12 protein-coding genes and 1 tRNA gene are annotated in these 18,386 nt (G+C 67.0%); 2 read left to right on the forward strand and 11 right to left on the reverse strand.

Annotated features, from left to right (window positions below; translation table 11 throughout):
- Positions 1 to 3: 3 nt before the first annotated feature.
- The 4 genes from gspF to SOM18_RS09390 form a co-directional block, all read right to left on the reverse strand.
- Positions 4 to 1,230: a type II secretion system inner membrane protein GspF gene (gspF, locus tag SOM18_RS09375; RefSeq protein ID WP_037532279.1), complete on the reverse strand. Its 1,227-nt coding sequence runs from the start codon at positions 1,228 to 1,230 to the stop codon at positions 4 to 6.
- 120 nt (positions 1,231 to 1,350) lie between these two features.
- The gene (locus SOM18_RS09380) at positions 1,351 to 2,994 is read right to left on the reverse strand and encodes a GspE/PulE family protein (protein ID WP_320481588.1); all 1,644 of its coding nucleotides are present in this window, start codon (positions 2,992 to 2,994) and stop codon (positions 1,351 to 1,353) included.
- Positions 2,991 to 5,234: a type II secretion system secretin GspD gene (gene gspD / locus SOM18_RS09385; RefSeq protein ID WP_031440019.1), complete on the reverse strand. Its 2,244-nt coding sequence runs from the start codon at positions 5,232 to 5,234 to the stop codon at positions 2,991 to 2,993. Before gspD ends, SOM18_RS09380 begins: the two co-directional genes overlap by 4 nt.
- 50 nt (positions 5,235 to 5,284) lie before the next feature.
- Entirely contained in the window at positions 5,285 to 6,112 is an 828-nt protein-coding gene (locus tag SOM18_RS09390) for a type II secretion system protein N (RefSeq protein ID WP_166747623.1), read from the reverse strand.
- A gap of 142 nt (positions 6,113 to 6,254) precedes the next feature.
- Between SOM18_RS09390 and SOM18_RS09395 the strand changes: the two genes are divergently transcribed.
- A complete protein-coding gene (locus SOM18_RS09395) occupies positions 6,255 to 6,941 on the forward strand; it encodes a prolyl hydroxylase family protein (RefSeq protein ID WP_042466491.1) in 687 nt (228 codons plus the stop codon).
- 246 nt (positions 6,942 to 7,187) lie between these two features.
- Here SOM18_RS09395 and SOM18_RS09400 read toward each other — a convergent pair whose 3' ends face one another.
- Together SOM18_RS09400 and SOM18_RS09405 are read right to left on the reverse strand one after the other, a co-directional pair.
- Positions 7,188 to 10,004 (reverse strand): TonB-dependent receptor domain-containing protein, encoded by a 2,817-nt coding sequence (locus SOM18_RS09400; protein WP_056680319.1) that lies wholly within the window; start codon positions 10,002 to 10,004, stop codon positions 7,188 to 7,190.
- Positions 10,005 to 10,099: 95 nt separating this feature from the next.
- A complete protein-coding gene (locus SOM18_RS09405; protein ID WP_031438961.1) occupies positions 10,100 to 11,719 on the reverse strand; it encodes a hypothetical protein in 1,620 nt (539 codons plus the stop codon).
- A 327-nt stretch (positions 11,720 to 12,046) separates the two neighbouring features.
- Between SOM18_RS09405 and SOM18_RS09410 the strand changes: the two genes are divergently transcribed.
- Positions 12,047 to 12,382 (forward strand): DUF6481 family protein, encoded by a 336-nt coding sequence (locus tag SOM18_RS09410; protein ID WP_031396424.1) that lies wholly within the window; start codon positions 12,047 to 12,049, stop codon positions 12,380 to 12,382.
- 277 nt (positions 12,383 to 12,659) lie between these two features.
- On the opposite strand, the gene ahpF is transcribed toward SOM18_RS09410, so the two are convergent.
- The 5 genes from ahpF to lon all read right to left on the reverse strand — a co-directional run bounded on the left by ahpF (position 12,660) and on the right by lon (position 18,190).
- Positions 12,660 to 14,243, reverse strand: a complete 1,584-nt coding sequence (gene ahpF, locus SOM18_RS09415) for an alkyl hydroperoxide reductase subunit F (protein WP_031438962.1) — start codon at positions 14,241 to 14,243, stop codon at positions 12,660 to 12,662.
- 207 nt (positions 14,244 to 14,450) lie between these two features.
- Positions 14,451 to 15,014 (reverse strand): alkyl hydroperoxide reductase subunit C, encoded by a 564-nt coding sequence (gene ahpC, locus SOM18_RS09420; RefSeq protein WP_031396422.1) that lies wholly within the window; start codon positions 15,012 to 15,014, stop codon positions 14,451 to 14,453.
- Positions 15,015 to 15,202: 188 nt separating this feature from the next.
- Positions 15,203 to 15,277 (reverse strand) — tRNA-Val (locus SOM18_RS09425).
- Between the two features lie 73 nt (positions 15,278 to 15,350).
- Entirely contained in the window at positions 15,351 to 15,623 is a 273-nt protein-coding gene (locus tag SOM18_RS09430) for an HU family DNA-binding protein (protein ID WP_031438963.1), read from the reverse strand.
- 173 nt (positions 15,624 to 15,796) lie between these two features.
- A complete protein-coding gene (gene lon, locus SOM18_RS09435; protein ID WP_031438964.1) occupies positions 15,797 to 18,190 on the reverse strand; it encodes an endopeptidase La in 2,394 nt (797 codons plus the stop codon).
- Between the last annotated feature and the right edge of the window lie 196 nt (positions 18,191 to 18,386).

The raw sequence follows: 18,386 nt of genomic DNA on the forward strand, positions 1-18,386 counted from the left end.
ACCTCATTGGCCTGCCAGCGTATTGAGCTGGAGGATCGGGAGCAGGATGGATAGCACGATCGTCGCGACGATGCCGCCCATCACGACGATGATCAGCGGTTCGAGCAGCGACAGAGCGGTGGCGGTGAAGCGGTCGAATTCGCGTTCGAGATAGTCGGCGGCGCGTTCGAGCATCTCGTCGAGCCGCCCCGCCGCCTCGCCCGACGCGGCGAGATAGGTCAGCAGCGGCGGGAACACGCCCGCGCGCCGCATCGCCGCGGACAGGCTGCCGCCGCCGCGGATCGCGTCGACGATCTGGTCCGACGCGAGCCGCAGCCGACGGTTGTGGATCGTGCTCGCGGTCAGGTTGAGCCCGTCGAGCAGCGGCAAGCGGCTCGCGACCATCGTCCCCAGCGTCCGCGCCATCCGCGCCGCATGCAGATCGCGCAGCAGTCGCCCGAGCATCGGGATCCTGAGCAGCCAGCTGTCGAAGGCGAGCCGGAAGCCCGGATCCTTCAGCGCGCGCCACAGGATCAGCCCCGACAGCAGCAGGACCAGCGCGATCACCCACCAGTATCCGACGAGGAACGCCGAAAACGCCATCACCATCCGCGTCAGCAGCGGCAGCTCCTGCCCGACCGTGTCGAACTGTTCGACCACCTGCGGCACGACGAACATCATCAGCGCGGTGACCACCCCCATCGCGACAAGCGCGAGGATCGAGGGATAGGCGAGCGCGGTGATCAGCTTGCCGCGGATCTCCGCCTGGCGTTCGAGCAAAGCCGCGAGCCGGTCGAGGATCGTCGGCAGCGACCCCGAACTCTCGCCGGCCGCGACCATCGCGCGGTAGAGCGGCGGAAAACTCTTGGGCTCGCGCGCCATCGCATCCGCCAGCCGCCGGCCCTCGACGACGCCCGCATGAACGTGCTGGACGATCGCGCGGACGCTGTCCTGCTCGGTCTGGCGGGTGATCGTGCGCAGCGATTCCTCAAGCGGCGACACGCGGTTGAGCGTGGCGAGCTGGCGCGTGAACAGCGTCAGATTCTTGCCCGACATCTTGGGCTTGCCGAGCTGCAGCCCGAACAGCGGCCGCCCCTTGGTCGCCTGGGGCGGCGCGCCCGGGCTGATCTTGACGACGTAGAATTTGCGCGCGTCGAGCGTTGCGCGCGCGAGGTCGATGTCCGCCGCGGCGATATGGCCGCGGCGCTCGGCGCCCTTGGTGTCGATCGCGACATAGTCGAAATCAGCCATGCGGGTTGCCCGGTTGCTTAACGCTTCCGTTCGTTTCGAGCGAAGTCGAGAAACCGTTGCCGCGCGCGCGGACAGGCGTTTCTCGACTGCGCTCGAAACGAACGGAAGGCCAGAGGGGCGTCATGCCGCCGCCACCTCGACGACTTCGGTCGTGTCGCGGCGCGAGACGCGGACCGCTTCCTCCGCCGTGGTCTGTCCCGACAGCACCAGCTCGCGCGCCGACTGCGCCAGGTTCGGCGACTTGGCGAAGGCATGCGCGGTGATGTCGGATTCGGCGCCGTCGGTGTTGATCAGCCGACGGATCGTATCGTCGATGCGGACCGCCTCGAAGACGCCAATCCGGCCCTTGTAGCCGGTCTGGTTGCAGTCGTCGCAGCCTTGCGCGACGTACACTACCTGGTCCGGCGCGATGCCGAGCAGCGGTGCGACCGTGTCCGATGCGGGTACCGCCTTGCGACAGGTCGGACACAGCCGCCGCACCAGCCGCTGCGCGATCACCGCGCGGAGCGTCGAGGCGAGCAGGAAGCTCTCGACCTTCATGTCGCGCATTCGCGTGATCGCGCCGATCGCGTCGTTGGTGTGGACGGTCGACAGCACCAGATGCCCGGTCAGCGACGCCTGCACCGCAATCTCGGCGGTTTCGCGGTCGCGGATTTCGCCGACCATCACCACGTCGGGATCCTGGCGCAGGATTGCGCGCAGCCCGGCGGCGAAGGTCAGCCCGACCTTCGGATTGACCTGGGTCTGGCCGACGCCGTCGACCGCATATTCGACCGGATCCTCGACCGTCAGGATGTTGCGGCTGCCGTCGTTGAGCAGGCGCAGCGCGGCGTAGAGCGAGGTCGTCTTGCCCGAGCCGGTCGGTCCGGTGACGAGGATGATCCCGTTCGGCTCGCTCAGCGCCTCGTTCAGCAGCGCGAACAAGGCGGGCGGGAGGCCCAGCGCCTCGAGGTCGATGCCCGCATTTTCCTTGTCGAGGATACGCAGCACCACGCGTTCGCCCGCCCGGCTCGGCAGCGTCGAGACGCGGACGTCGAGCAGCTTACCGCCCAGCGTCAGCCCCATGCGGCCGTCCTGCGGCACGCGGCGCTCGGCGATGTCGAGGCGCGCCATCACCTTGATCCGGCTGACGACCACCGGCGCGACGTTGGGCGGCATGCGCAAAGTCTCGCGCAGCACGCCGTCGATGCGCATCCGGACGACGAGCCCGGTCTCGTACGGCTCGATATGGATGTCGGATACGCCGTTGCGTGCGGCGTCGGCGATGATCCCGTTGATCAGCCGGATCGCGGGCGCGTCGTCGGCGGTGTCGAGCAGATCCTCCGCAGTCGGCATGTCGCCTGCGAGCAGATCCAGCTCGTCGCCCATCCCGACCGCGGCGAGCGCATTGGCCTGGCCGTCCATCGCATAGACGTTGGACAGCAGCCGGTCGAACGCGGGCGCCTCGACCGTGCCGATCGCGAACGGGCGGCCGAGATAGCGGCGCAGTTCGAGCAGCACCTTCGGGTCCGCGCCCGCGCGCATCGCGATCGTGAGCGGTGAATCGGGGTCGGTGTGGTCGACGACGACTCCGAACTTGCGTGCGAAGGCGTAGGGGATGGTGATCTGGGGGAGTGCGACCTCAAGCCCCTCCCCTTCAGGGGAGGGGTTGGGGGTGGGGCCTGTCCCGGCAATGGCGGCGCTTGTGGCATCGCCCCACCCCAACCCCTCCCCTGAAGGGGAGGGGCTGAGGGCGCCCAGTTCATGCCCCTCGCGGATGATCATTTCTTCACCGGCCGGAAGACCGTGCTCGTGCTGCGCACCGGCACCGCGATCCGCGGATCCTCGATGCTGCCGGGGATCGGTCCCGACGGGATCGGCGGCGCCGCGCCCATGTAATCGCGCACCAGCTGATCGATCGACGGCTCGCGCTCGGGCTCGGCGAGCCCCTGCTGCAACCGCAGATAGCCATAACGCTGTTCGGTGATCCGCCGGCTGTCGCCCGCGGTGCGCAGGATCGTCGGCCGGATGAAGATCATCAGATTGGTCTTCGACCGCTGCTTCGCCTTCGACGTGAACAGATGCCCGAGCACGGGCAGGTCGCCGAGCAGCGGGATCTTCTCGATCGTGCGGCGTTCGTTGTCGTCGAGCAGGCCGCTGATCACCGCGATCTGCCCGTCGTCGACGGTCCGCACCGTCTCGACCTCGCGCTTGTTGAGGATCAGGTCGCTATTGTCGCTCGACACCGGCCCGGCGATCGAACTGACCTCGAGCCGCAGGTTGAGCTTCACCGTCCCGCTCGAATTCACCTGCGGTCGCACGGTCAGCTCGATGCCGACATTCTGGCGCTGCGTGGTGCGGAACGCGTTGTCGAAATTGTTCGACAGCGCCTGCCCCGTAGTGATCGGGATCTCCTGCCCGACCAAGCTGTGCGCTTCCTGGTTGTCGAGCGTGACGAGGTGCGGGACCTGGAGCAGGTTCGACGTCGTGTCGCTCTTCACCGCGTTAATGATCGCGCCAAAGAAGGTGCTGCCGATCTTGCCGCCAAAGCCGCCAAACCCGCCGGTCGCGGCAAGGATCGAACTGATCGCAGATTGCTGAAGCGTGTCGGCGGCGCTGCTGGTGTTCTTCGTCACCGTCGTGCTGCCGTCGGTGTTCGTCGTCGTCGTGGTCGAGGTGTTGAGCTGTGTCGCGCCGATCGCACCCGCGATCTGCAGGATGTTGGGCGCGGAATTGGAGAAGGTCGACGCACCGAACGCGCCGCCGCTGGGATCGCCGACGATGAACTGCGCACCCAACGTCCGTGCGGTGGTGTCCGAGACCTCGGCGACGATCGCCTCGACGAGCACCTGTTCGCGGCGCGTGTCGAGCTGGCGGACCACCTCGGCGAGCTGACGCTGGATCTCGGCGGGCGCGGCGATGACGATCGCGTTGGCGCCGATGAAGCGCGTGACGACCGCGGCGGTGCGGCCCCCCGCGGCGGTGATCGCGGGCTGGCCAGAGCCCGATCCCGACGATCCGCCGCTCGACTGGACCGGCTGGCTCACCTGCGCCTGCTGGGTGCCGCCAAAGCCCGATCCGCCGCCGTTGCTGCCGCCGCTGCTGTTCGCGCCGAAATTGGAGCGCGACAGCGGCTGGCTGCTCGGCTGGGTCGGGGTCTGGCCGACCAGTTCCTGCAGCACCGGCAGCAATTGCTCGGCGTCGGCGTTTTCGAGGAACACGACCTTGATCTCGGTGCCGTTGCGCGCCTTCTGGTCGAGGTCGGCGGCGACCTGCGCCAGTCGCGCGACCGTGGTCGGATCGCCGCGCAGCGCGACCGCGTTCGATCCCTCGACCGCGACCACCGATGCGGTCGGTCCCGATCCCGCGCCGCCGCCCTGCGCGCCGCCCGGGGCCCCGCCGGTGCCGATCAGGCCCTGCAGCGCGGTCGCGATGTCGCGCGCGCTCGCATTCTTGAGCGCGACGACGCGCGTCGACGAGGTGTCGGTGTCGACCCGGCGGATGACCTCGCGGATGCGGCGAATATTGTCGGCGAAATCGACCACCACCAGACTGTTGCCGCCGCGGTTCGCGGTGACCGACCCCTGCGCGCTGACCAGCGGCCGGACGGTGTCGACCGCGCTCGCCGCGTCGGTCGCGCGCAGCCGGATGATCTCGGTGACATAGCTGTTGCGCGCCGCGCCCGCGACGCCGATCCGGCTCGGCTGCGACGCCGCATTGTCGAGCGGCTGCACGCGGAACGCCCCGTTCGAGGTCGGCACCGCGACCAGCCCGTTGGCGCGCAGCGTGGACAGGAACACCTCGAAATATTCGGACCGGCTGAGCGGCCGGTCGGTGACGACGGTCACCTTGCCCGACACCCGGTTGTCGATGATGAAGGTGCGCCCCGTGACCTTGGCGGCATCGGCGATGAACGCGCGGATATCGGCGTCGCGGACGTTGAGCGTCGTCTGCGCGCGCGCTTCCGCCGCCAGCGTCAGCGCCAGCACCGGAGCAAGGACCGAGGCGAAAACCAGATTCTTCATTGCAGCCTTGGTCTTGGAAAGGGGAAGGGAAGCGAGAGTCATGCCGGAGATCATTGCGGAGGTGCGATCGTGATGGCGAGCGGCAACGTGTCCTTGCCGCGTTCGACGGTGATGGGCACGTTGCCGCCCTGCGCGAAGTCGGCGGCGATGCGGTCGAGATCGCCCGGCCCGGTGACGGGACGCCCGCCGATCGAGGTGACGATGTCGCCGTCGCGCAGCCCCGCCTGGCGGAAGGCGTTGCCCGAACCCTGCGACCGGACCGTCAGCCCGCTGACGCGGCCGCCGTCGATACGCGGGATGAAACCGATCTCGCTGCGCAACTGGCCGATCGCGATGCCCGCGTTGCCCGGCGGTGGCGCCGCACCCGGCGCTGCGCCGGTCGGCGACACCGGCGCGACCGCGTCGGACTGGTCGAGGAACAGGTCCTCGTCGACGCCGCCGCGATCGATCGTGACATGGTCGAACGCGACCGCCTTCAGCCGGACGCCGGGCTGGATCTCCTCGCCGACGACGATGCTGGTCTGGACATTGTCCGCGCCCGCGATGATCGCCGAGCTCCGGCCGGTCGCATCGTCGATCCGCGTCCCGAACAGCGTCAGCTGCAGCGCGGTGACCGTCGCGGGTCCGGCACCGGCGGGCGCACCCAGCCGGAAGAACGGATCGAAGCTGCGCAGGATGTCGCCATTCGCCCCCGCCGGCGCGATCGCTGCCGGGCGCCACGCGCCGAGCGGCGTCACCGGCGCCACCGCGACCCAGATCAGCCGCGCGCATTGCACCGCCAGCCCCGCCATCAGCGCGAGCTCGGCGGCGGAATATACCGTGATCACGGGCAGCCGCCGCAGGATACGGCGCGCCCGTGCGTCGATCGTCAATCGCATGAGCGAACCCCCTCCCGACGCGGTGCCGCCGCCATTGGCGCCCCCAATGGCGCTAGGCATGCCATGTTACAGTTACGCGTCAATCTGGCGATAGATTTATGCCGCGCTGGCGCAAGCGCGGATTGCCCGGCAAAACAGCATCATGGTCATCCGCTCCGCCGACACGCCGCCCGCCCCCTCTCCGGTCTCGCTCGGCAGCGGCCTGCCCGCCGAGCCGGTCGTCGCACGGCTGACCGCAGCCCCCGGGGTCCAGCGCGTGCCGAGCCCCAAGCTGACGCTGTTCCTCAACCGCAGCTTCCTGCCGCCCGCGCTGTGCGCCGCACTGCTCGAGCGGATCGACGCCGTCCGCCGCCCGTCGACGATTTCCGATTCGAACGGCGATGCGAGCTACCGGACGAGCGAGACGGGCGACCTCGACCCCGCCGATCCGGTGGTCACCGACGTCGAGGCGCGGATCGCCGCGCTGACCGGGCTCGACGGCCTTTATGGCGAACCGCTCCAGGGGCAGCGTTATGCGGTGGGGCAGGAGTTCAAGGGCCATACCGATTATTTCGAGCCGACCGGTGTCGACTATGACCGCTATTGCAGCGTCGCGGGCAATCGCACCTGGACCGTGATGGTCTATCTCAACCAGCCCGAGGCAGGCGGCGCGACGCGGTTCAAGGCGATCGACAAGATCGTCCAGCCCGAGACCGGCAAGCTGCTCGCCTGGAACAACCGCCGGCCCGACGGCTCGCCCAACCCCGCGACGCTCCACCACGGCATGAAGGTCCGCAGCGGCGTCAAATACGTCATCACGAAATGGTACCGCGAGCGCCCCTGGGGGTAGCCGCCCCTACCCCGGTACCCGGGATTCAGAGCCACGCAGCGGTCCGCCCGTGACCCTGGGTCCCGGCGTTCGCCGGGATGACGGAGGGGTGGCAGATGAACCGCTCACCCCACCCACCCGTCATCCTGGGCTCGACCCAGGATCCAGAGCCGAGCAGCGCCGTCCTTTGGAACTCTGGATCCCAGCCTTCGCTGGGATGACGGGCCGGTGGCAGGCCCCCCGGCCCAGCCCCGCCGCCGCCCGACCTCAGAACGTCGTGCTCAGCCCCAGCGTGAAGACCCGGCCAAGATTGTAGCGGTTGATGAACACCTGCGCGCCATTGTCGAAGGTCTGGCCTTCCTGAAACCGCGTGCCGGTCAGGTTGCGCGCTTCGGCCTTCAGTTCCCATTTGCCGCCGACGAGCTCGAAGCCCTGCCGTGCGACCAGGTCGAGGCGGATGCCGGGCTTTTCGATGATGTCGGGCTGGAAGCCGACGCCGCTGAGGTTCGAGGGGCCGCGGTTGGTCACGCGGTTGCTCGCATAGTTGAACAACAGCGTGATCGCCGAGAGCGACGCCGTATCCTCGAGCCCGACCTGGACGTTGACCAGATGATCCGACTGGCCGGTCAGTGACGCGCCGTCGCGGAACTGGAGCGAGGCCGGACCGAAGCCCGCCTGGCACCCGCCGAGCGTCTGGTTGAGCACGTTCGGGACGCAGCTATTGTCCGCGGTGATCGACGATTTCGAATAGGTGTAGTTGGCGATGAACAGCGCGCGGCGCGTCGCGAAAAAGTCCGAATTGAGGAAGTCGAGGTCGAAATATTTCTGGAGCTCGACCTCCGCGCCATAGAGCGTCGCCTCGGGCAGGTTGGTGAAGCCGGTCTGCAGCCGGTCGTCCGCGCCGGTGTAGAAGCCGACCTGCTCGACCGGGTTCTTGATCTCCTTGTAGAAGCCGCCGAGCGTGAAGCGCTGGTCGCGCGCGAAGAACCACTCGTAGCGGCCCTCGAGATTGTAGAGCTCCGAGTCCTTCAGCAGCGGGTTGCCGAAGAACAGCCGATCCGATTCGGGATCGCGGAACTGCTGCGGTGCGAGCTCGCGGAACTGCGGGCGCGAGATCGTCTTCGACGCGCTCGCACGCAGCTGCATGTTGTTCGCGAAATTATAGGTGAGCGTCGCGGCGGGCAGGAAATAATCGTTCTTCAGCCGCGTCGTCGTCGTGCCGATCGGCGTCACCTGCTCCTCGGCGGTCTCGTAGCGGACGCCGATCGTCGCACGGACGCCGTCGGTCGCCTCGGCCTCGGCCTGGACATAGCCCGCATGGATGCGCAGCGACGCGTCATAGGCATAGGCGCCGAGCGGCGTGCTGAACTGCAGCTGGATCTGGTTCGCGTTGAGCGAATCGATCCCGAGCAGATAGTCGGGACGCAGCAGGTTGTAGGGATAGCCCGGCGCGGTGCCGCCGCCCGCGGCGGTCTGATAGTTGAACTGGAGGCGCGTCGAATTGCGCTTCGTGTCCGAATAGAAATAGCCGGTCGACAGCGTCATCGGCCGCTCGGTGTCGAGCTTGTACGACAGGTCGCCCTGCCCGGTGTACAGATCCTCGTTCAGCTCGCTGAAGATGATCGAGGCGAACGGCGTGAAGCGCTGGGTCACCTGATAGGCGCCGTTGCACTGCGCGCCGTCCGAGCCGTTGGGCGCCTCGACGCTGATCGGCAGGCCGGTCGTGGTGGTTGCCGAGCACAGATAGTCGAACTGCCGCTCGTACGGCGCGTTGCGCTTCGAATTGGCATAGGCGCCGCGCGCGTCGAATTTCAGCGCGTCGGTCAGCTTGAATTCGCCGACCAGCTGGCTCTCGAACAGCTGGCGTTCGAACCAGTTGGTGTTCTGCTGGAAACGCAGCCCGCTCGAATTGTTGTAGACGGTCGCCGACGATCCGCGCGCCTGCTTCAGCGTGTCGTGGATATAGACGGTGGTCGAGCGGATCGTGTTCGGGCCGAATTCGTACCCCAGCCCGATCAGCGCGTTGGTGACGATCCGGTTGTCGGTCAGCAGCGTCTGGAAATCATTGCGCAGCGTGCCGTCGGTCGACACCGAATCCTGCTGAGTCGACGAGCGCGTGCGGAAGGTGTTGCTCGCGCTCAGCGACGCGATGATGCCCAGCCGGTCCGAGCCGAAGTCGAACACCGATCCGCCGCTCAGCTCGCCCGACCAGTTAGCCGGCAGCTGATTGTTGCGCTGGAGCAGCGTCGTGTTCGCGTTGGTCAGCTGCGCGACCTGGTCGGTCGGGATGATCCCGGTGCCGCCGGGCGCGTTCTTGATGAAGGCGGGCACCTTGCGCGCGCCGTCGTCGAAGCCGATCCAGTCCGCATCGCCGCCATAATAGGTATAGCCGAGCTCGCTGGTCGTCACGGTGTCGGCAGAGATCGACCCGCCGATGCTCAGGAAGTTCTTCTCCGGGATCGCCTTGGTCGTGAGGTTGATCACGCCGCCGCCGAATTCGCCGGGATAGTTCACCGAATAGGTCTTCTGGACCAGCGCCGAGCCAACGATCGCGGTCGGGAAGATGTCGAGCGGAACCGACCGGCGGAGCGGCTCGGGGCTCGGCAAGGGCGAACCGTTGAGCAGCGACGACGAATAGCGATCGCCGAGGCCGCGGACATAGACGAAGCCGCCGCCGACGACGCTGAGGCCGGTGACGCGCGTCAGTGCGCCGGCGATGTCGCCCTCGCCCGTCCGCGCGATGTCCGCGCTCGACAGCACCGAGACGATCTGTGCGGTCGCGCGCACGGTGTTCGGGATGTTGCGCCCGACGACGACGATGTCCTCGCCCGCTGCGGCGTCATAGCCGGGGCTGGAGACCTCGACGCCGGCTTCGGGTGCGGCCTGCGGTGTGGCCTGCTGTGTGGTCTGCTCTTGGGCCGTCGTGCCCGGCGTCGCGGCATTGGTCTGGTCCGCCTCGGCCTGCGGCGTCGCGGCGGGCCGGGGCGGTGCGGCCGGCGCGGGCGCGGTCTGCGCGAGCGCGGCGGGCGCGACCAGCGTCGAGGTGAGGAGGAGCAGTGTTCCGTAGGCGCGGCGCTTGGACATGGCCTGTAATCCCGATTCGTAAAGTCATAGGCGAATGCCGGGACGGTCCCCCAAGGACCGCCCCGGCATCACGGCGCATTCAATTGGCGCCCGCCTCAGCGGCCCTGGCAGGCGAAGTAGACCGAGCTGAACGCGGGCGGTCCGACGTCCTGCAGCGCGGCATCCGCCGGCCGGACCGTCGTGCGGCCGCCCGTCGTCTGCTCGCCCGCGATCATGTTGACGCAGGCGACGTTCGCCGGGGTCTTCACCACGCCGTTGACGAAGGTCATGTCCGCACCACCACGCAGGCGGATCGCGGCCGGGGCCAGCGCGGTCTGGATGAAGGTGAAGTTGGCGTAGCGGCCGAACGTGCGCGGCAGCAGGTCCTCGGCATTGTTCGAATCGATCTCGGTCGAGAAGGAGTCGGCGGTCGCACCGAGCGTGCGCTGGGCGGCGATCATGAACTGGATGAAGCCGCGATAGCCATTGTCGATATCGAAGCCGTCATCGTCCGCGCCGGTGATCGCGATATACTTCAGGTTGCTCGTGCCGCCGAAGATCTCGATGCCGTCATCCGCCGAATTGTGGCTCTGGATGTGGTTGAGCGTGGTGCCCGAGCCGGTGCCGCCGAGCGTCAGGCCCTGAAGCTCGTTGCCGTCGCTGATCGCGATGCCGCTGTAGCGGATCTGGACGTACTGCATCGTGCCGCTGCTGTCGGCGGCCGTCGGGCCGCCATAGAAGCGCCCTGTGACACCCTCGATCGCCTGCTGGCAGGTCGTGCTGCTGCCGGCGGCATTGTTCGGGCCGGTGCCGGTGGCGCAGACCGCGACCGGTGCGCGGCCGAGCATGACGATCCCGCCCCACTGGCCCTGCGTCGCGTCGCTGACGCCGTTCGACGCCAGGTTCTGCTGCGAGGTGAAGACGATCGGCGCGGTGGCGGTGCCGACCGCGTTGATCTTCGACCCGCGGTTGACGATCAGCAGGTCGTTGGTCGTCTCGCTCGAATCCGCGGCGATCACGACGCCGGCCTCGATGTTGAGGATCGCGCCATTGTCCGCACCGGTCGTGCCGACATCGGTGCCGATTTCGGTCTGGCCGCGCAGGCGATAGAAGACGCCCGCAATCTTCGGCAGCGTCAGCGTGCCGCTTATCACGGTCGGCAGACGGCAGGCGCGGAACGTCGCGACCAGGCCGTCATCGGTCGTGCCGGTCGGGCAGACGCTCGTCGCGGTGACCGCGCCGACCGAAGGCACCGCGGTGCAACGTGCGCCCGAGCCGCCGAATTCGGCCGAGGTCGAGTTGCAGGTCCAGCCCTGGAACGCGGTGTCGGTCGGGCCGTTGAGCGCGCCGACGAAGTTCGTGCTGGTGAAGAAGCTGTTGAGCGTCGACGGATCCATCGGCGTGGTGAGCGACGTCGCCGAGGTCGGATACAGGCCGTTCAGGCCGGTGCTGACGCCGCTGACATTGTTGTTCGTGCCGGCGTTGACGACCGCGAGCTGCTCGTCAGGCGTGATCGTGATGGTGTTGACCGTGGTCGGGGCGGCGAACTGTGCCGCGGTGATCGCGCTGGGCGTCGGCGTCGGCGTGGGGGTCGGCGTCGGGGTCGGCGTTGCCGGCGGGATCACGATGGTGCCCGCACCCGGCGACGCGACGCTGTCCGCGCCTCCGCATGCCGACAGCGCCGCACAGGCGGTGCTGGTCAGCAGGATAAGGCCGATGCGCTTGAAGCTGGTCATTCACGGAACTCCCGGTCGATCATTGATTGCGTGGATCGACTCGGGTCCCCCTGCCGATCTCTCAACGGCGGTTAGGCGGCGTAGATGACAGCGAGATGCGGTTTCGATGACGGCTGAGTGACGGCGGTGTTTCAGCAATGTGACACCGGGGCCGCGAGGTACGCGCTGAGCCGGGGCGGGACGACGACGGACGGTATCGCGGGGCCCGGGGTGCATCACCCCGCTTTCGCTGCGCGGCACAATGATTTAAGGGGCACGGACGCTAGCAAGGCCCTTATCCGGGCAATCCCGCGGATTTCACCGCGATTACAGGAATTTTCGACGAGTATGGCCTCTTTCAAGGACCCCGGTTTTCAGGAACGTACCGCCTCTGCGAACGACGCGAAGCTGAAGGCGCTCGAGAAACTGCGCGCCAAGCCTGCGATCGATCCGGCGGTCGCTGCCGAGCGCGCCGCCGCCCGCGCCGCCAAGGAGGAGGCCGAGCGCGCCAAGCGCCAGGCCAAGCGCGATGCCGAAGAGGAGGCCAAGGCTGCCAAGAAGGCCGCCGCCGCCGAAGCCGCAGCCCGCGCGCTCGAGGCCGAAGCCAAGTCGCAAATGTCCGACGCCGACAAGAAGGCACTCCGCGACGCCAAATATGCGGCGCGCAAAGCCAAGAAGAAGTGAGGAAACGGCCGGGGAATTCTCCGGCCTTTTTTCTTTTGCGCTGGCGGGATTTTCGGCCGGCGCCTTGCCACACCGTCATCCTGACGAACGTCAGGACCCAGAGTCACACGCGCCACCGCCTGCAACTCTGGATCCTGGATCAAGTCCAGGATGACGAAGGCGGGTGACGCTTACCCCACACACCGTCATCCTGACGAACGTCAGGAGCGAGAGCCACGGACGCCAGCGCGCGTGACCCTGGGTCCCGGATGACGGACGGGGGAGAAGCCCCCCGCCCTCAGGCTGCGAGCGCGTCCTGCTCTTCGGGCGCGAGCCGGATCATGTAGTCGAATGCCGCCAGTGCCGCCTTCGAGCCTTCGCCCATCGCGATCACGATCTGCTTGAACGGCACCGTCGTCACGTCGCCGCCCGCGAACACGCCGGGGATCGACGTCTCGCCGCGGTGATCCACCTCGATCTCGCCGCGCATCGTCAGCGCGACCGTGTCGGTCAGCCATTCGGTGTTGGGCACCAGTCCGATCTGGACGAAGATTCCCTCGAGCTCGACCTGATGCAGCGTGTCGTGGTTGCGGTCCTTATAGCTGAGCCCCGTCACCTGCTTGCCGTCGCCGAGCACCTCGGTGGTCATCGCCGAGGTGACGACCTTGACGTTGGGCAGGCTGGCGAGCTTGCGCTGGAGCACCGCGTCCGCACGCAGGTCGCTGTCGAACTCGATCAGCGTGACATGCGCGACGAGGCCCGCCAGGTCGATCGCCGCCTCGACGCCGCTATTGCCGCCGCCGATCACCGCGACGCGCTTGCCCTTGAACAGCGGGCCGTCGCAATGCGGGCAATAGGTCACGCCCTTGTTGCGATACGCCTCCTCGCCCGGCACGTTCATCTGGCGCCAGCGCGCACCGGTCGACAGGATCACGGTCCGCGCCTTCAGCGACGCGCCGCTCGCAAGCTCCACCTCGTGCAGGCCGCCGACCTGGGTCGCAGGGATCAGCTTGCTGGCGGTCTGCAGGTTCATCACGTCGACGCCATATTCGGCGACATGCTGCTCCATGTGCGCGACGAGCTTGGGCCCCTCGGTATGCGCGACCGAGATGAAGTTCTCGATCGACATGGTGTCGAGCACCTGGCCGCCGAAGCGCTCTGCCGCTATTCCGGTGCGGATGCCCTTGCGCGCGGCATAGATCGCCGCTGCCGCACCGGCGGGGCCGCCACCGACGACGAGCACGTCGAACGGATCCTTGCCCGCGATCTTCTCCGCCGCGCGCGCGGTGCTGCCCGTGTCGAGCTTCGCGACGACCTGCTCGACGCTCATCCGGCCTTGCGCGAACGGCTCGCCGTTGAGGAAGATCGCCGGCACCGACAGGATGTTGCGGTTCGTGACCTCGTCCTGGAACACGCCGCCCTCGATCGCGACATGGCTGATCCGCGGGTTGATCACGCTCATCAGGTTCAGCGCCTGGACCACCTCTGGGCAGTTCTGGCAGCTGAGCGAGAAATAGGTCTCGAACGCGAAATCGCCGTCGAGCCCGCGGACCTGCTCGATCACCCCCTGCGTCAGCTTCGACGGATGCCCGCCGACCTGAAGCAGTGCGAGCACCAGCGAAGTGAACTCATGCCCCATCGGGATGCCGGCGAAGCGCACGCCGATATCGGTCCCGGCGCGGCGGATCATGAAGGACGGGCGGCGCTTGTCGTCGTCCTTGCGGACCATCGTCACCGAATCGGACAGCGCGGCGATCTCGGTCAGCAGGCCCTCGAGCTCGCGCGACTTGGCGCCGTCGTCGAGCGAGGCGACGAGTTCGATCGGCTTGACGATGTTCGCCAGATAGGTCTTGAGCTGCGCGGTAAGGTTCACATCGAGCACGGACGCTCTCCTGTCTGATGAAAGGGACGCGCGGCAGGCTGCCGTCGCGAAAATCGTCACCCCGGACCGGGTCCGGGGTCCACCGTGCCGCACGACACCGGATGTCATGCGGCAGGGTGGCTGCCGGACCGAAGTCCGGCAGGCCGGGGAAGGAGCGAACCCCTCCCCCTTGGGTGACGAAGCCGGGCGACCGGTTCCGTCAGCGGCTCAGATCTTGCCGACGAGATCGAGCGACGGGGCGAGCGTGGTCTCACCCTCTTCCCACTTGGCGGGGCAGACCTCGCCGGGGTGCGCTGCGATATACTGTGCGGCCTTGACCTTGCGCAGCAGCTCCATCGCGTTGCGGCCGACGCCTTCCGAGGTGATCTCCATCAGCTGGATCACACCCTGCGGATCGACGACGAAGGTGCCGCGATCGGCCAGGCCCTGGCCTTCGCGCATCACGTCGAAGTTGCGCGTGATGGTGCCCGACGGATCGCCCAGCATCGTGTAATCGATCTTGCCGATCGCCGGCGACGTGTCGTGCCAGGCCTTGTGCGAGAAATGGGTGTCGGTCGACACGCTGTAGACCTCGACGCCCATCTTCTGGAACGCGGCATAATTGTCGGCCAGATCCTCGAGCTCGGTCGGGCAGACGAACGTGAAATCGGCCGGGTAGAAGAAGAAGACCGCCCACTTGCCCGTGACGTCGGCGTCCGACACCTCGATGAACTTGCCCTGGCGATAGGCCTGGGTGGTGAACGGCTTCAGCTGGGTGCCGATGATCGACATGGGGTAGCTCCTTAGAATTGTGCGACGCATCATATATGGGATGCTGCGGCGCAGCGTGAAATGCAGAATGCCGATCTAGTACATTCACGCAGTCGATCATAGAAGCGCCAAAGATCGACTAAGGCACTGAAAGAACCCCGAAAACAGAAACGCCGGCCCGCTCGCAATGGAGAGGACCGGCGTAAATCTGGTGGGCGCGACAGGGATTGAACCTGTGACCCCACCCGTGTGAAGGGTGTGCTCTACCGCTGAGCTACGCGCCCGAAACTGGTTCGGAAGCGGGCCTTTAAGCGCGGTATGCCGCGCTGTCCAGCCCTGTCGGTCATGATCGGTCGATCAGTTGACCGAATCCTTCAGCCCCTTGCCCGCCTTGAACTTGGGCTGGGTCGATGCCTTGATCGTCATCGGCTCACCGGTGCGCGGGTTGCGTCCCGTCGAGGCCTTGCGCTTCGAGACCGAGAAGGTGCCGAACCCGACCAGCCGGACTTCCTCGCCCTTTTTCAGCGCGGCCGAAATCGCGTCGAAAACGGCTTCGACGGCCTTGACCGCATCGCCCTTGACCAGCCCCGACGTGTCCGCGACCGTCGCGATCAGTTCCTGCTTGTTCATACAGTTAATCCCCCAAACAAATACCGAATCGGCAGCGATGGAATCGCGGCGCCAATCTCCAGGCAGTAACGCGGCGGTATCGTCTGCTGTCAAACGAAACCGCCGCGCGATGCTCTAACCGCGCGGTTCGGTATCGGCCATCGTGACGCGGCGAAATACCGCGCCGGATGCGCTCAGTGGTGAAGACCACCCCCGACCGGCGGGATCGGCGCGGGCGGCAAGGCCGCCAGTTCGTCCGCATCGGTCCACTCGATCGCCTCGAGCGGCTCGGTCAGGGCAAGCCGCAAAACCTCGTCGACATGGCTGACGGGGATGATCTTCAGCCCCTCCTTGATGTTCGCCGGAATGTCCGCGAGGTCCTTCTCGTTCTCCTGCGGGATGAGCACGGTGGTGATCCCGCCGCGCAGCGCCGCGAGCAGCTTTTCCTTCAGCCCGCCGATCGGCAGCACGCGACCGCGCAGCGTCACCTCGCCGGTCATCGCCACCTCACGCCGCACCGGCACGCCGGTCATCGTCGAGACGATCGACGTGACGATCCCGACACCCGCCGACGGACCGTCCTTGGGCGTCGCGCCTTCGGGCAGATGGATGTGGATGTCCTTGCGGTTGAACAGCGACGGCTTGATGCCATAGCTCGGCGCGCGTGCCTTGACGTAGCTGAACGCGGTCTCGATCGATTCCTTCATCACGTCGCCGAGCGTCCCCGTCAGCTTCGCTGCGCCCTTGCCCGACACGGTGACGCTTTCGATCGTCAGCAATTCGCCGCCGACCTCGGTCCAGGCAAGCCCGGTGACCGCGCCGATCTGGTTCTCCGTCTCGGACAGGCCGTGGCGATATTTCTGCACGCCTGCGAACTCGGCGATGTTGTCTGGCGTGATCGTCACGCTCGTCGCCTTGCCCTCGAGGATCCGGCGCAGCGCCTTGCGCGCGAGCTTGGCGATCTCGCGCTCGAGCGTACGCACGCCCGCCTCGCGGGTATATTGCTGGATCAACGTGCGCAGGCCCTCCTGCGTCAGGACGAACTCGCCGTCCTTCAGGCCGTGCGCCTCGATCTGCTTGGCGATCAGATGCCGCTCGGCAATCTCGACCTTCTCGTCCTCGGTATAGCCCTCGAGACGGATGATCTCCATCCGGTCGAGCAGCGCCTGGGGGAGGTTGAGCGTGTTCGCGGTCGTCACGAACATCACGTCCGACAGATCGAGGTCGATCTCCAGATAATGATCCTGGAACTTGCCGTTCTGCTCGGGATCGAGGACCTCGAGCAGCGCCGACGCCGGGTCACCGCGGAAATCCTGGCCGAGCTTGTCGATCTCGTCGAGCAGGAACAGCGGGTTCGACGCACCCGCCTTTTTCAGGTTGGTGACAATCTTGCCCGGCAGCGAGCCGATATAGGTGCGACGATGCCCGCGGATCTCGGCTTCGTCGCGCACGCCGCCCAGCGACTGGCGGATGAACTCGCGCCCGGTCGCCTTGGCGATCGACTTGCCGAGCGAGGTCTTGCCGACGCCCGGAGGGCCGACGAGGCACAGGATCGGCCCCTTCAGCTTGTTGGTGCGCGCCTGGACCGCGAGATATTCGATGATCCGGTCCTTGACCTTCTCGAGCGCATAATGGTCCTCGTCGAGCACCGCCTGGGCCGCCGAGATGTCCTTCTTGATCTTCGACTTCTTGCCCCAAGGGAGCCCCAGCAGCACGTCGAGATAATTGCGCACGACGGTCGCCTCGGCGCTCATCGGCGCCATCGTCTTCAGCTTCTTGAGTTCGGCGGTCGCCTTCGAGCGCGCTTCCTTGCTCATCTTGAGCGTCGCGATCTTCTGAGTCAGCTCGGCGATCTCGTCGCCTTCACCCTCATCGCCCTCGTTGCCGAGCTCGCGCTGGATCGCCTTCAACTGCTCGTTGAGGTAATATTCGCGCTGCGTCTTCTCCATCTGGCGCTTGACGCGGCTCTTGATCTTCTTCTCGACCTGCAGGACGCCGAGCTCGCCCTCCATCGCCGCAAACGCCATTTCGAGGCGCTTGGCGGGGTCGGTCTGCATCAGCATCGCCTGCTTGTCGGCGACCTTGATCTGGATGTTGGCAACGACGGCATCGGACAGCCGGGCGGCCTCGGTGATCTCGGACAGCTGGGTCGCGGTCTCGGCGGGCAGCTTGCGGTTGAGCTTGGCGTAGTTCTCGAACTGGTCAACGACCGAGCGCATCAGCGCAGCGATCTCGGGACCCTCGACCTCGGCATCGGCGACCGTCGCGACTTCGGCGGTGAGGAAGTCACCACTCTCGTCGAGCGTCTCGAGCGTCGCGCGAACCTTGCCTTCGACCAGCACGCGTACCGTGCCGTCGGGCAGCTTGAGCAGCTGGAGCACGGTCGCGGTCACGCCCATCGTGTAGAGATCGTCGCGCGCGGGATCGTCCTCGGCCGGGTCGAGCTGCGCGACCAGGAAGATCTCCTTTTCTGCCGCCATCGCCGCCTCGAGCGCCGCGACCGATTTCTCGCGGCCGACGAACAGCGGAACGATCATGTGCGGAAACACGACGATGTCGCGTAGCGGAAGAACGGGATAGTGGGTCATGCAAGCTCCGGTACCGGACCGAACAAGGTCGGCGTCAGCTCATTATATGGTGAGGATGGCGGATCCATCAATCGCCGGGCTACGTAATCGCCGAAGCGCGGTCCGAACCGTGGCATAACGCAGTATCGTGCGGATTCCGTAACGCCCTTGTGCCGGCCGGACTTGTGTCGATCGGGCCACCGCGCGAGAACGCGCC

The sequence above is a fragment of the Sphingomonas sp. CFBP9019 genome, from assembly GCF_034045155.1.
In the GTDB taxonomy this organism is placed as follows: domain Bacteria; phylum Pseudomonadota; class Alphaproteobacteria; order Sphingomonadales; family Sphingomonadaceae; genus Sphingomonas; species Sphingomonas aerolata.

What these genes read in the sequence shown, in the direction of transcription:
- gspF (WP_037532279.1), bottom strand. Translation starts at nt 1,230, where the DNA reads ATGGCTGATTTCGACTATGTCGCGATCGACACCAAGGGCGCCGAGCGC.
- SOM18_RS09380 (WP_320481588.1), bottom strand. Translation starts at nt 2,994, where the DNA reads ATGATCATCCGCGAGGGGCATGAACTGGGCGCCCTCAGCCCCTCCCCT.
- gspD (WP_031440019.1), bottom strand. Translation starts at nt 5,234, where the DNA reads ATGAAGAATCTGGTTTTCGCCTCGGTCCTTGCTCCGGTGCTGGCGCTG.
- SOM18_RS09390 (WP_166747623.1), bottom strand. Translation starts at nt 6,112, where the DNA reads ATGCGATTGACGATCGACGCACGGGCGCGCCGTATCCTGCGGCGGCTG.
- SOM18_RS09395 (WP_042466491.1), top strand. Translation starts at nt 6,255, where the DNA reads ATGGTCATCCGCTCCGCCGACACGCCGCCCGCCCCCTCTCCGGTCTCG.
- SOM18_RS09400 (WP_056680319.1), bottom strand. Translation starts at nt 10,004, where the DNA reads ATGTCCAAGCGCCGCGCCTACGGAACACTGCTCCTCCTCACCTCGACG.
- SOM18_RS09405 (WP_031438961.1), bottom strand. Translation starts at nt 11,719, where the DNA reads ATGACCAGCTTCAAGCGCATCGGCCTTATCCTGCTGACCAGCACCGCC.
- SOM18_RS09410 (WP_031396424.1), top strand. Translation starts at nt 12,047, where the DNA reads ATGGCCTCTTTCAAGGACCCCGGTTTTCAGGAACGTACCGCCTCTGCG.
- ahpC (WP_031396422.1), bottom strand. Translation starts at nt 15,014, where the DNA reads ATGTCGATCATCGGCACCCAGCTGAAGCCGTTCACCACCCAGGCCTAT.
- SOM18_RS09430 (WP_031438963.1), bottom strand. Translation starts at nt 15,623, where the DNA reads ATGAACAAGCAGGAACTGATCGCGACGGTCGCGGACACGTCGGGGCTG.
- lon (WP_031438964.1), bottom strand. Translation starts at nt 18,190, where the DNA reads ATGACCCACTATCCCGTTCTTCCGCTACGCGACATCGTCGTGTTTCCG.